The organism is Salinivibrio sp. ML323, from assembly GCF_001995745.1.
Taxonomy (GTDB): domain Bacteria; phylum Pseudomonadota; class Gammaproteobacteria; order Enterobacterales; family Vibrionaceae; genus Salinivibrio; species Salinivibrio kushneri.
Map to the genome: position 1 here is coordinate 26,354 of NZ_MUES01000034.1, position 12,225 is coordinate 38,578.

Annotated in this window: 12 protein-coding genes and 2 pseudogenes; 6 read left to right on the forward strand and 8 right to left on the reverse strand. The window is 51.4% G+C overall.

Annotated elements, in window-relative coordinates; all coding sequences use genetic code 11:
* From BZG13_RS13810 to yceD, 4 genes are read right to left on the reverse strand one after another with little or no spacing between them, the layout of a single operon-like run.
* A complete protein-coding gene (locus tag BZG13_RS13810; RefSeq protein ID WP_069362213.1) occupies positions 1-960 on the reverse strand; it encodes a beta-ketoacyl-ACP synthase III in 960 nt (319 codons plus the stop codon).
* An 8-nt stretch (positions 961-968) separates the two neighbouring features.
* Positions 969-1,991, reverse strand: a complete 1,023-nt coding sequence (gene plsX / locus BZG13_RS13815) for a phosphate acyltransferase PlsX (RefSeq protein ID WP_069362212.1) — start codon at positions 1,989-1,991, stop codon at positions 969-971.
* A 9-nt stretch (positions 1,992-2,000) separates the two neighbouring features.
* Positions 2,001-2,171, reverse strand: a complete 171-nt coding sequence (gene rpmF / locus BZG13_RS13820; protein WP_046075434.1) for a 50S ribosomal protein L32 — start codon at positions 2,169-2,171, stop codon at positions 2,001-2,003.
* A gap of 5 nt (positions 2,172-2,176) precedes the next feature.
* Positions 2,177-2,707, reverse strand: a complete 531-nt coding sequence (yceD, locus tag BZG13_RS13825; protein ID WP_077487030.1) for a 23S rRNA accumulation protein YceD — start codon at positions 2,705-2,707, stop codon at positions 2,177-2,179.
* 326 nt (positions 2,708-3,033) lie between these two features.
* On the opposite strand from yceD, the gene BZG13_RS13830 reads away from it, so the two are divergent.
* Positions 3,034-3,627 carry a Maf family protein gene (locus tag BZG13_RS13830; protein ID WP_077487031.1) on the forward strand — a complete coding sequence of 198 codons (594 nt, stop codon included), beginning with the start codon at positions 3,034-3,036 and terminating at the stop codon, positions 3,625-3,627.
* Positions 3,628-3,686: 59 nt separating this feature from the next.
* Here BZG13_RS13830 and BZG13_RS13835 read toward each other — a convergent pair whose 3' ends face one another.
* From BZG13_RS13835 to rluC, 4 genes are all read right to left on the reverse strand, one after another.
* Positions 3,687-4,073, reverse strand: a complete 387-nt coding sequence (locus BZG13_RS13835; RefSeq protein WP_077487032.1) for a type II toxin-antitoxin system death-on-curing family toxin — start codon at positions 4,071-4,073, stop codon at positions 3,687-3,689.
* Positions 4,073-4,243 carry an acetyltransferase gene (locus tag BZG13_RS15530; RefSeq protein ID WP_077487035.1) on the reverse strand — a complete coding sequence of 57 codons (171 nt, stop codon included), beginning with the start codon at positions 4,241-4,243 and terminating at the stop codon, positions 4,073-4,075. Before BZG13_RS15530 ends, BZG13_RS13835 begins: the two co-directional genes overlap by 1 nt.
* An 83-nt stretch (positions 4,244-4,326) precedes the next feature.
* Positions 4,327-5,052 carry an HAD-IA family hydrolase gene (locus tag BZG13_RS13845; protein ID WP_241824816.1) on the reverse strand — a complete coding sequence of 242 codons (726 nt, stop codon included), beginning with the start codon at positions 5,050-5,052 and terminating at the stop codon, positions 4,327-4,329.
* Positions 5,053-5,136: 84 nt separating this feature from the next.
* On the reverse strand, positions 5,137-6,087 hold the full coding sequence (gene rluC / locus BZG13_RS13850) for a 23S rRNA pseudouridine(955/2504/2580) synthase RluC (RefSeq protein ID WP_077487033.1): 951 nt from the start codon (positions 6,085-6,087) through the stop codon (positions 5,137-5,139).
* Between the two features lie 693 nt (positions 6,088-6,780).
* Here rluC and rne point away from each other — a divergent pair.
* The 5 genes and pseudogenes from rne to miaE all read left to right on the forward strand — a co-directional run.
* Positions 6,781-9,729, forward strand: coding sequence for a ribonuclease E (gene rne, locus BZG13_RS13855; protein WP_077487037.1), 2,949 nt, complete (start codon positions 6,781-6,783; stop codon positions 9,727-9,729).
* 559 nt (positions 9,730-10,288) lie between these two features.
* Positions 10,289-10,634: pseudogene (locus BZG13_RS13860) on the forward strand (oligopeptide/dipeptide ABC transporter ATP-binding protein); the annotation flags it as partial.
* Between the two features lie 20 nt (positions 10,635-10,654).
* The gene (locus BZG13_RS15325) at positions 10,655-10,819 is read left to right on the forward strand and encodes a hypothetical protein (protein WP_158074908.1); all 165 of its coding nucleotides are present in this window, start codon (positions 10,655-10,657) and stop codon (positions 10,817-10,819) included.
* Positions 10,820-10,821: 2 nt separating this feature from the next.
* A pseudogene (locus BZG13_RS13865) lies at positions 10,822-11,825 on the forward strand (beta-N-acetylhexosaminidase); the annotation flags it as partial.
* 109 nt (positions 11,826-11,934) lie between these two features.
* Positions 11,935-12,225, forward strand: a 291-nt coding sequence (gene miaE, locus BZG13_RS13870; RefSeq protein WP_241824817.1) for a tRNA isopentenyl-2-thiomethyl-A-37 hydroxylase MiaE, incomplete at its 3' end; no start/stop codon positions are given.

Genomic DNA, 12,225 nt, shown 5'->3' on the forward strand with positions numbered 1-12,225 from the left:
TTAAAATCTGACTAACGCTGAACCCCACGCGAATCCGCCGCCAAACGCCTCAAGTAAGAGTGTCTGGCCTCGTTGGATTCGCCCATCGCGCACCGCCTCATCAAGGGCAGTTGGCACCGATGCGGCAGACGTATTGCCATGGCGGTCAAGCGTCAATACCACTTGATCCATCGACATCGCGAGTTTCTTCGCGGTCGCTTTAATAATCCGGTAATTGGCTTGGTGTGGCACCAACCAATCGATATCTGACTTTTCAATTTGGTTGGCCTGAAGCGTTTCTGTCACAATATTGGCCAGTTGTGTTACCGCTACTTTGAAGACTTCATTCCCCGCCATATAAAGCCACGCTTCATCGGCTTCTAACGATTGACCACGCTCCGGATACTTAAGTTTCAATAGCTCGCCAAATTTGCCATCAGCTTTCAAGTGTGTGGACAAAATACCATCATTTTCATCGGCAGAGAGCACGACGGCCCCTGCACCATCACCGAACAAAATGATGGTGGAGCGATCATCGGGATCACAGGTGTGAGACAGGCGATCTGCGCCCACCACCAGCGCATTTTTAGCCAGGCCGTTTTTAACGTATTGATCCGCCACACTGAGTGCATACACGAAACCAGAGCATGCCGCCGCGATATCAAAGGCGGGGCACCCTTTAATCCCCAACATGGCTTGCACGTCACAGGCAGCCGCGGGAAACGCACGCTCACCACTGGTGGTGGCTACAATAATCAGGTCGATGTCATGTTTATCAATGGCAGCCATATCTATCGCCTGCACGGCGGCCTGATACGCCATCGAGGCAACGGTATCTGTGGGTGCAGCAATGCGACGCTCCTTGATCCCCGTACGGGTCACAATCCACTCATCACTGGTGTCTACCATTTGTTCAAGGTCAGCATTGGTGCGAACCTGTTCAGGCAAATAGCTGCCTGTGCCCAAAATCTTACTATACATGAAGACTACTAATGCCTCTCGAGAAGAACTGCCTCTAAACGGTCACTTATCTTAGTTGGGATTTGCCGTTCGACCTCGTGCACCGCCTCAAAAATAGCGTTTTCGTAAGCGGCGATATCAGCGCGTCCGTGGCTTTTTACAACGATGCCGCGCAATCCTAGCAAACTTGCGCCGTTGTACTGGTCGGGTTTCAGCTGTTGGAGTTGATTTAATAGATCAGAAAATAGCCATTTCGCGATCCAACGCTTAATAGGATGCGGGTGGAGGTGGGCTTTCACCTTGTCGATGATCAAACGTGCCACTCCCTCGCTGGTTTTTAGCGCCACGTTGCCGACAAAGCCATCACAGACAATCACATCCGTCTCACCCGTGTAGATCTGGTCGCCCTCTACGTAGCCGGTGTAACGCACGGACTCACTGTGCTGCAAGAGATCAGCACAGCGACGCACCAAATCATTGCCTTTGATCGCTTCCTCACCAATATTTAATAGGCCGATACGCGGGGTATGGCCTAACTCAGCCTCCGCTAACACCGCGCCCATCACCGCGAATTGGAATAAGGTATCGGCATCACAGGCCACATTGGCACCTAAATCCAGCAACCATTTACGTTGATAATTGGCGCCTGGTAAGGCTGTTACGAGAGCGGGACGATCAATGCCAGGCAAGAGCTTGAGCAAGTACTTGGATAGCGCCATTAGCGCCCCCGTGTTCCCTGCACTCACACACGCATCCGCCTCACCACTGGCCACCTTTTCCAGTGCCACGCGCATAGACGTGCCATGGCTTCGGCGCAGCGCCGTAGACGGACGCATATCATTAGGGATCTCGTCCGGGGCATGGACGATAGATAATCGGGAATGATGCTGGGCATTGAGCTGGTTCAGTGACGCCTTAATGTGGTGCTCGTCGCCCACTAGGATCACGTTTAGGTCCGCAAAACGTGACAATGCCTGCACGGAGGCAGGCACTGTGACTTGGGGACCGAAATCCCCGCCCATCGCATCGAGTGCAATGGTTAACCGAGTCAAGGGTCAACCTTACTTGTTGATAACCTTGCGGCCACGGTAGAAACCGTCTGCAGTCATGTTGTGACGCAGGTGAGTTTCACCGCTGGTTTTGTCTACAGATACAGCTTGAGTACCCAGTGCATCGTGTGAACGACGCATACCACGCTTAGAACGGGTTTTACGGTTCTTTTGTACGGCCATTGACCCTACTCCTCGTTACTTTGCTTTAAGTTTTTTAGTACGGCAAACGGATTTGGACGCTCATCAGCAAGTGGGATTTCCCCATACACCATGTTCTCTGCACTAACTTTACAGTCGGTGTCTTCGTGCATGGCGACTTGTGGCAAGGCCACAATCAACTCGTCTTCGACTAATTGAATCAGATCAATCTCACCGTTTTCGTCGACTAATGCCGGCTCATAAGCATCCGGTAAATTGCCAACCTGGTCATCATTGAAAACCGGGCTATAAACGAATTCAGTTTCATAGCGATATGAAAACGGCTCCCAACAACGTTGACACTCAAAACTCACTGTGACGGTCGCACGACCGGTGACCGTTTTGAGCCCTTGGGCGTCAATGTCGAACGAAAGCATCACTTCCGCATCACTATCGATGCTTTGGGTTGCCTCACCGAGACGCACTAAACGCTGCTTGTCTACAAGACCATCATAGTCAAGCTGCTTTTGTGCACAACGGAACGGATCAACCGTCAGCGGTAGCTTTACCTTCTGCATAGGGCGCGAATATTAGCCTCCAAATGCGCTGGAGTCAAAGAAAATGTTGCCTGTGTCAGGCGCGAAAGGGTGATAGCGACAAAAGCGCACAGTCCATCGGTGATCGGGATGCCGCTGGTGCTTTGTCCATTCGTACCGGCAACAATGAAAACCCACCCTTTCACCGCCGTCAATAAGCCAGCTAGGCACACCGCTACGGCTTTGCCCGACTCAAAGTCGCGCCTACCATTTTTTCAGGTTAGACTGAGAGTTGGAAATAAACAATCACCGATGCGGGTTGTTTTTTGGTCAAATCTAACCCTGCGCGCAAGAAAGAAGGATCGCTCATGCACTCCACACAACCACCAAAAATTGTGCTGGCCTCAAGTTCTCCCTATCGTCAGTCTATTTTTAAAAAGTTTGCGCTGCCTTTCACGGCCTTCTCTCCTGCCATTGACGAAAGTCGGCAGGAGCACGAGCGTGCGACTGACATGGTTGAGCGCCTGGCACTCGAAAAGGCCATGGCGGGGATGCCGCTGTTCGATAATGCGCTCATTATCGGTTCAGACCAAGTGTGTGTAATAGACGAGGAGGTGTTAGGCAAGCCGCATGAGCGAGAGGTGGCGATCGAACAGCTAAAACGCGCAAGCGGCAAACAAGTCACCTTTTATACAGGGATTGCATTGATAAACAGTGACACGGGGGAGCATCAATCGGACGTTGAACCCTTTCATGTCGATTTTCGTGAGCTAAGCGAACAAGAAATTATTCGTTATATCGACAAAGAACTGCCGCTAGATTGTGCTGGCAGCTTTAAATGTGAAGGTTTGGGCATTGCCCTTTTCAATGCGATGCACGGACGCGATCCGAATACCCTTGTTGGTCTGCCGTTAATACGCTTGCGTGAAATGCTAGAAAAGGAGGGTATCGACGTGATCTAGTGGCTATATACACCAAGTCGGCGTTCCCTGCCTTAAGGGGAACATGAATTGGATATTGTTTATACTCTTGCGTATTGAGCGTATAGCACATCGGCGAAATCCCATTCACTAATTTCTCCCAAAACAAGGTCTCGAACAGCATCCGCAAGGAGATCGTTATCATGTACGATTTCGAAATCGTTGAGCGACAGGTATTCTAGAGCGACCGCTAGGCCAGTACGCTTGTTTGCATCTGGAAGCGCGTGCGCGACTGCAATACATGCTGTGTATTTTGCGGCGATTTCAAATACGTCATCCAACCCATCGTAGATAATTGCATTATCAATTCTACTCAATGCACCTTGTAGTTTCCCGAGATCTACAGCTCCTTGCATCCCGGGACCAGACGCTAAGATAAAAGCGTTTATCTCAATAACGCGCTCGAAGGGGAAACAAATGATATCCATCACATATCAGCTAGCTTTTTAAACGTATTCGCGTGTGTTCGTAAAGCCAGTTTAGTCTCAGACTTAATAATCTGACGTCCAAGATCGCCCGATAAATCTATGCTTTTCTTCGCTTTAATTTTTGGTCTTTGGATCGATTGAACGCCATAATTTTCAATTTTTCTATTCATTATTTTCGCTTCCATCTAAACCTTAACTCATCATGGTCTATATCTTTGGGGACTGCAAGATAGCGCTCAGACCTTAACAAGTACTATGCTCTCTCCATCACCAGCTCATTTAAGCTGTTTAATACGGCAACGGGATCGAACGTCGAAAGGCTGGCAGAGTCTTCTACGCCCCAAGTGACCGCGAGCCTTGCCATATTCGCATTGATGGCTAGTTGCATATCATGCCCGGTATCGCCAATCATCAGCGCTTTATCCCGTGGCATGCCTGTATGCGCTAACACTTCATCCAACATTTGAGGATCCGGCTTAGAAGCCGTTTCATCGGCGCATCGCGTCACTGAAAACAAATCCTGAGTTCCCGTCTCGGCCATCGCCCGATCAAGCCCAGCGCGTGATTTCCCGGTTGCCACTGCCAATTGAAACCCCTGCGCTTTTAGAGACATAAGGGTGTCTTTCACGCCAGGGTATAGCTGACACGGCGTCGGGTTATCGTGCACAAACTGTTGGCGATAGTGGTGAATCCAATCGCCATACCATGTTGGATCTGCATCAGGGTAAAGTCGTTGATAACCTTTTTCTAAACTCAGGCCAATCATGGTTTGCAAACGCTCAGGAGGCAAAATGGGTAGTTGCCCTGTCAAACGAGCCGCCGCATCCAGGCTGGAGACAATGCGCCCAATCGAATCCATCACCGTACCGTCCCAATCAAAAATCAGTAACGAATAAGAGGCAATGGCAGGATGCGGCTTTCTTATTGCCATATTCGACGCCGCATCATAATCAACGGTGGTCGGTGATTCTATGTTCATTTTTACCTCGTGTTTTCAACACTCACTGTTGCAAGATGCAGCGACAAAATACTGCGTATTGACGATCTAGGAATACGGAAAAAATTATGCGGTTTTTGCCCGTAGTCCCTCAAGCGCCCGCTCAAGCTTGGGCTCCATCGGTGCATTGAGCGTCAAGCTTTCATCCTTGCTCGGGTGTCGGAAGCAGATGGTGGCCGCATGTAAAAATAAACGATCCAACCCAAACGACTTGGTATACGCATCAAAACGGGGATCGCCATAGCGGTCGTCCCACGCCAACGGATGACCCATATACTGAGCATGCACTCGAATCTGATGCGTCCTCCCGGTCACAGGGCTTGCTTGCACTAAGGTTGCTTCAGCAAAGCTCTCAAGCACTTTAAAACGGGTTTCCGACGGCTTCCCCTTTGAATTGACACGCACAATACTGTTCACCTCATTTTTCAGTAAAGATGCCGTGACTTTGCGCTGTTTAGTCGGCCATTTGCCCATCACCAAGGCATAATAGTCTTTGCGTACTGTTTTTTCGCGAAATTGCGCTTGCAGATGACGCAACGCAGACCGTTTTTTAGCAATCAATAAGATCCCGGAGGTGTCTCTATCAATCCGGTGCACCAGCTCCAAAAACCGCGCTTTGGGACGCAGTGCGCGCATTGCCTCTATCGCGCCAAATTGTAGCCCACTTCCCCCGTGCACCGCGGTACCCGAAGGCTTATTGAGCACAAGTAGGTGGTCATCTTCATAAATAATGCAATGCTCAAGCGCAGCCACTTTGTCTAATTTGGTACTGGGAGCGGCTTTCTCATCGCGCTCGGGAAGCCGGATGGGAGGCACTCTCACCACGTCTCCAGCTTGCAACTTATACTCGGGTTTTATGCGTTTTTTATTAACTCGCACTTCTCCTTTACGAAGCACGCGATAAATCATACTTTTGGGGACGTTTTTCAGCTGGTTTCGCAGAAAATTGTCGATGCGTTGGTCGGCGATGTCGTCATCGATGTCGATGAATCGCACTTGGGTTTTTTGTTCTGTCATAACCTTCATTCTACCGCTAAGCACAGCGACATGCACCTGCTACGGCAAGTTACCTCTTACCTAGCACAGCGACGGGCTGTGCTCATCCCCATTGCCGCAAGCAGCACAAAGGCATCATCGTGCAAAAAAACACCACATCTGCGCGGTTTTACTACCAAGACAACATAAGCGAATAAAGCCGATTGCTGGACTTTAGTCTCCCTGCTATAGTTGCGGCGTTAATCAGAAAAGCAAACGCTTATCTGAAACACAGTTTATCGCCTGTATCAGCGACTTCACCAGCGGAACATGCATTTTTCGATAAAAGCTTAGTCTGCGATGAATCCATCAAGCGATAGCTGTATGCGGTGACATCCGTAAAAGAACCATAATTCCGAATGCTTTTAAGGCGTTACGCGGCAATTGGCGTAAGACGTAAACCAAAAGCACCCGTTTAGTGTGTTGACACGAGACCGTTAGTCAGTGTCAGAGCTCTCCGCCATCGGTAAAAACGGCGGACGCCAACTGCGTAATCCGGTGAGCCATAAAAACCGTTGCAGCTGGCCGATTAAAACTTGCCCGAGCGCACCCCTGATTTTCTCCAGCCGGGAGGCTGCACCATATCAGACTTGGGGTCAGGCAGCATTGACGACTGCTCTCGTCATCAACCGCTAATAACAACGATAAATAAATGAGAACAATCAGATGAAAAGAATGTTGATTAACGCAACTCAGAAAGAAGAGTTGCGCGTCGCATTGGTCGACGGTCAACGGCTATACGACCTCGATATCGAGAGTCCTGGCCATGAGTCAAAAAAAGCGAATATCTACAAAGGACGCATTACCCGTATCGAACCTAGCCTGGAAGCGGCATTTGTTGATTACGGCGCCGAAAGACACGGTTTTCTCCCTCTAAAAGAAATCGCTCGCGAATACTTCCCTTCCGGTTATACCTATCAAGGCCGTCCAAACATCAAAGATGTGGTGAAAGAAGGCCAGGAAGTGATTGTCCAAGTAGACAAAGAAGAGCGCGGCAATAAAGGGGCCGCCCTGACCACGTTTGTGTCGCTTGCGGGTAGCTATTTGGTATTAATGCCAAACAACCCACGTGCTGGCGGGATTTCTCGTCGCATTGAGGGAGAAGAGCGCAGCCAGCTTAAAGAAGCCATGTCTGGCCTCGAGCTGCCGCAAGGGATGGGCTTGATTGTACGCACCGCGGGCGTGGGAAAATCGGCCGAAGAGCTTGAGTGGGACTTGAAAGTGCTGCTCAACCACTGGCAAGCGGTGAAAGAGGCAGCTAACACCAACCCTGCGCCTTTCCTTATCCATCAAGAAAGTAACGTGATTGCCCGTGCGATCCGTGACTATTTGCGCCGTGATATCGGTGAGATCTTGATTGACAGTGAGAAAGTCTTCCAACGCGCGCAAGAGCACATCAAGCTGGTTCGTCCTGACTTTGTCAGCCGCATCAAGTTTTATGAAGGTGAAGTGCCGCTATTTAGCCACTATCAGATTGAAAGTCAGATCGAATCTGCTTTCCAACGCGAAGTGCGCTTACCCTCAGGTGGCTCGATTGTCATTGATCCGACCGAAGCCCTGACCTCAATCGATATCAACTCTGCCCGAGCAACGAAAGGCAGTGATATTGAAGAGACGGCGCGGCAAACCAACATCGAAGCAGCAGAAGAAATTGCCCGCCAATTGCGTCTGCGTGACTTAGGTGGCTTGGTCGTGATCGACTTCATCGATATGACGCCTGTCCGCCACCAACGCGAGGTGGAGAACAAATTGCGTGACTCTGTCCGCATGGACCGTGCACGGGTACAAATCGGCCGTATTTCACGCTTTGGTTTGCTGGAAATGTCACGTCAGCGCCTCAGCCCGTCATTGGCAGAAGCCAGTCATCATATTTGCCCGCGCTGTAAAGGCACCGGTGTGATTCGTGACAACGAGTCACTGTCATTGTCGATTCTTCGTCTGATGGAAGAAGAAGCAATGAAAGAGAACACGGCGCAAGTATTGGGTATTGTCCCGGTCCCCGTCGCTTCTTACCTGCTTAACGAAAAGCGCCGCTCGGTCCAGCACATTGAGAAATACCACAATGTCAAAGTGGTCGTGGTACCCAATGCCGACATGCAGACGCCGCATTTCGATGTGGTTCGCGTCCGCGGCGGTGAAGAAATGGCGAACCTGTCCTACCAGTTGCCTAGCCAGATTGATGCGCTCAAGGATGTAGAAGCCCGCGAAGAGCCACAACAAGCGCGTCCAGCGAAAAAACGTGAAGAGCCTGTACTACAGGGATTTGCAGCGCCAAACTCGCCAGCACCCAGTGCAACCAAAGCGGCTGCGCCAACCAATGAGCCAACAGCGACAACCCAGCCAGGCTTGTTCGCCAAAGTGAGTCAGTTCTTCTCGCGCTTGTTTGCCGCGCCCGCTGATGATGCAGCAACCGCTTCATCGTCACAGCCTGCCGCCCAACCTGAGCCAGCTCAGACAGAGCAAAGCCAGAAGCCATCACACAGCCAGCGCAATAAGTCACGTAGCCATAACAAGCCACAAAACCGCGACGAGCAAAGTGATAGCAACAACGGTGAACGTGGACGGAACAACAAACAACGCCGCCAGAATAAGCCACAAGAAGAACGTCGCGATAATAATCGTAAAGGGAAGAAAACCCGTAACGATAACCGCAACGACAAAGCGAAAAAGCCTGCGGCGCAGGACGACGCTAAGGCAACTAAGCCACAGGCTGACAAAGCGGATAAAAGTAATAAGCAACCCGACCAAAAGAAAGAGAAAACCGAACAGGTTAAACAACGCCGTCAACGTCGTAAGCTTAATCGCAGTGTCCGTATCAACAAAGACAATGCGGATAGCCAAGTGGCGGCCGAGGTAACACCTGACCAAGGTAAAGACTTGCAGCAAGTCGGGGCAGAAGTGGCGCAGCAAGCCAAACAGCAGCCTGATAATGCCAAGAAAGAAGGTCAGCAGGACAAGCGCCGTAACCGTCGCTCACCGCGCCACCTTCGCGCCAGTGGGCAGCGTCGTCGTCGCCGTCCAATGGTGAAAAGTCCAATGCCGCTGACTACCGGTATGGCGTCACCCGAAATGGCGATGGGCAAAGTGTGGTCGGCAGAGCAACCGGTGAAAGTCAAACAAGACCGTCGCCGCCAAGACAAGCGCCAAAACAATAAGGCTATCGCCAGTGGTGTTGCCCGTCCAGAAATGGCCATGGGTAAAGTCATTATCATGCAAGCTAAATCGGAGGAGACAGAGTCAGTGTCGACCCAACCGATGGCTTCGACAAGTGCCTCTGAACCAGCGTCACAACCGGCACAAAGCCAAGCAACACCGGTGGTCGATGCGATGCCAAATGTCGCGACGCCAGACGCGCCAACGGCAACCCCTGAGCAAGACTCAGAGGTCGATTTGGTGACCGAGAAAGTGATTGAGTGCGAAGCGGAAATCAATGCCCCGACGGCAACGATTCAATACCGCCGAGCGACATCACCGATGATGAAAGCACCGGCACCGAACGAACCAGTTGATCACAGCCCGGTGGCCATCGCTGCCTTTAAAGCGCCTAACCCAGAAGCGAAAGCGGCGGGAAGCGCCGAGGCACGTGCATCTGCCTACGCACCGGCGACCAAACCTCAGCACTAATTCCGTTTACCTTCGGAATGCTAAAGGCCTCGGCATCTGTCGAGGCCTTTTTTTGCCTGAATACAGCATACGCGAACGGGTAAAAAACACCTGTGCCCAAGGACGGCCCCAACTATTCCGCTACCGAGCGGTATCGACTTTTACATAAACGCTATCACCGCGCCTGCCAAGACCAACTTGCCCGCGCTGATTCTGATGCTCTCCCCTTGGTCGATAAACAGGGTAACGTTACCTACTCGATCAAAAAACTGGGTAATTTTGGCACTAACTTGCGCTCAGACCCTCATCACCATTCGTTACTTGGACGTACTTTCGCAACCCTTCAACAACACACCCAACAAACAGACGGCAAGCGAGCCCCATCGCTTCAAGTGGCTTTTTCTGATTTTCCGCTGAAGGAGGAAATATGCGCATTGCTTGGGGCTCCTATCATTCAGCAAGGATACCTGCACAGTTATGCCTTCTTTAGACCCCGACCGACGGCTGCATTGAATATCGGGGTCGCGATATCACCACCATTAAAAAACGTGATGAGCTGATGCGCTATAGCGAAGGCCTGCAAATGTTGCTGCTCTACATCACCCATGATATCGCCACCGCGCGTTACATTGCACAAGACTTGGCGGTGATGTACGTCGGCCATATGGTTGAATGGAGAGACACCGAAGAGATTATTCACCATCCCTACCATCCTTATACCCAGCTGTTGGTCTCAGCCGTACCCGACCCAAGGAAATCCATTCACGCAGGACTAAAGGGCAACAAGGGCGAGAACACCAGATTCGGTCGGCTGCCCTTTTGCTGGCCGCTGCCCACATGCGACGGCCAAATGCACTGAACAGTTGCCCAGCGTGACCAAGCTCGCCGACAACCACTATGTGCGCTGCTATTTGTACGAGCAATAGCGACCAATAAGGATACCATCATGCAAGTGCTGACCAACCACATTGGCTACTCGTTACACGGTGACAAATACGCGGTGATAGTCAGTGACAGCGACCGCCTCACCAGCTCCCCCGTGGCACTGATTTCCCTGCCTTCTCTTCTGGGGACAGGCACATTTTTCTCTTCTGGGGACAGGCACATTTAGCCCTGCCTGAATTGACACGCTATGAAAGTCAACGCGGCCCCAATACCCGCCCTGCCCCGCAGTTCAGTCACGTTGCAGAGCGCCACCAAGGTTATTATCGCCAAGAAGACGTGCGTGACGTAATTGAATACGCCGCGGCCCGCGGTATTACCGTCAATCCAGAAATTGATATTCCCGGCCACTGTCGCGCAGCCATCAAAGCGCTGCCTGATTGGCTACACGATGCCGACGATCGCTCGACTTACCGCAGCGTACAGCACTACACCGATAACGTATTATCGCCAGTCCTCGAGGGCACGTATCGATTTTTAGATACGGTATTAAGTGAAGTCGCCGAGCTCTTCCCCGCCTCATGGGTTCATATTGGTGCCGATGAAGTCCCTGACGGGGTATGGACGGATAGCCCAATTTATCGGCAATTTATCGGGACAGACGCATGAACGGAGAAACGACCGCTTCGCTACAGGGACAGATACTGACCTATGCGGAGCAAAAGCTTCGCGCTTTGGGCAAACGCATGGTTGGCTGGGAAGAAGTGCAGAACGGCGATAAAGTGAGCAAGAATACCGTGATCTACTCATGGCAAAGCGAAGAGGCCGCACTGCATTGTGCGCAGCATGGTTTTGATGTGATTTTAACCCCGGGTCAGGCGACCTATTTCGATATGGTGCAAGATTATGCTGCCACCGACCCCGGTCTCGACTAGGCGGGCGTCACGCCACTAGAGAAAGCCTACCAGTATGAGCCGCTAGCAAGCCTCGCCAGTGACGATCCCGCCCGTGAGCATATGCTAGGCGTACAATGTGCACTCTGGAGTGAACTGATCACCAATCAGGACAGGCTCGATTACATGGTGTTTCCAAGGCTTACCGCCATTGCAGAAGCGGCCTGGAGCCACAGTGAGCGCCGTGACTGGCTCGATTATCTGGCCAGACTCAAAGCGCAGTTACCGCGTTTAGACAAGTTCGGTATTCAATACCGTTCCCCTTGGGCATCGAACAAGTAGGCCGAATTCGCCCACCTGGCAGCGCCTCCTGCGCTGCCAGCTCTTTGCGCTCGCATCCCATCTGTTTATAATGCCCAGCCATTGTTGTCAGTCTGAGAGTGTTTTCGGCATGCTACGCCAAGAAATTAATACCCTACTCACCCCTATTCATGGTTTTCTGCACTGTCATACGCCCGACAGTTGGATTGAACACGCCATCAAGCCTGACAACCAATCGATTCTTCTGCGCGACCACGCCAACTGCGAATTAAAAGCCAGCCAAGCCGCGATGTGGCTGATCCGTAAATATGCAGTCGACGCGGCGAGTGGCGAGCAACTGCTGGCATGGGCCAAACCCTATGAAGACTTTGTCTATCGCCGCATTCGCGATGGGATCTTCCACGCGCGCAAAAACGGCCTC

Excerpts from the sequence above, each read along its gene's own strand:
- BZG13_RS13810 (WP_069362213.1), bottom strand. The coding sequence starts at position 960 with ATGTATAGTAAGATTTTGGGCACAGGCAGCTATTTGCCTGAACAGGTT.
- rpmF (WP_046075434.1), bottom strand. The coding sequence starts at position 2,171 with ATGGCCGTACAAAAGAACCGTAAAACCCGTTCTAAGCGTGGTATGCGT.
- yceD (WP_077487030.1), bottom strand. The coding sequence starts at position 2,707 with ATGCAGAAGGTAAAGCTACCGCTGACGGTTGATCCGTTCCGTTGTGCA.
- BZG13_RS13830 (WP_077487031.1), top strand. The coding sequence starts at position 3,034 with ATGCACTCCACACAACCACCAAAAATTGTGCTGGCCTCAAGTTCTCCC.
- BZG13_RS13835 (WP_077487032.1), bottom strand. The coding sequence starts at position 4,073 with ATGGATATCATTTGTTTCCCCTTCGAGCGCGTTATTGAGATAAACGCT.
- BZG13_RS15530 (WP_077487035.1), bottom strand. The coding sequence starts at position 4,243 with ATGAATAGAAAAATTGAAAATTATGGCGTTCAATCGATCCAAAGACCA.
- BZG13_RS13845 (WP_241824816.1), bottom strand. The coding sequence starts at position 5,052 with ATGAACATAGAATCACCGACCACCGTTGATTATGATGCGGCGTCGAAT.
- rluC (WP_077487033.1), bottom strand. The coding sequence starts at position 6,087 with ATGACAGAACAAAAAACCCAAGTGCGATTCATCGACATCGATGACGAC.
- rne (WP_077487037.1), top strand. The coding sequence starts at position 6,781 with ATGTTGATTAACGCAACTCAGAAAGAAGAGTTGCGCGTCGCATTGGTC.
- BZG13_RS15325 (WP_158074908.1), top strand. The coding sequence starts at position 10,655 with ATGCAAGTGCTGACCAACCACATTGGCTACTCGTTACACGGTGACAAA.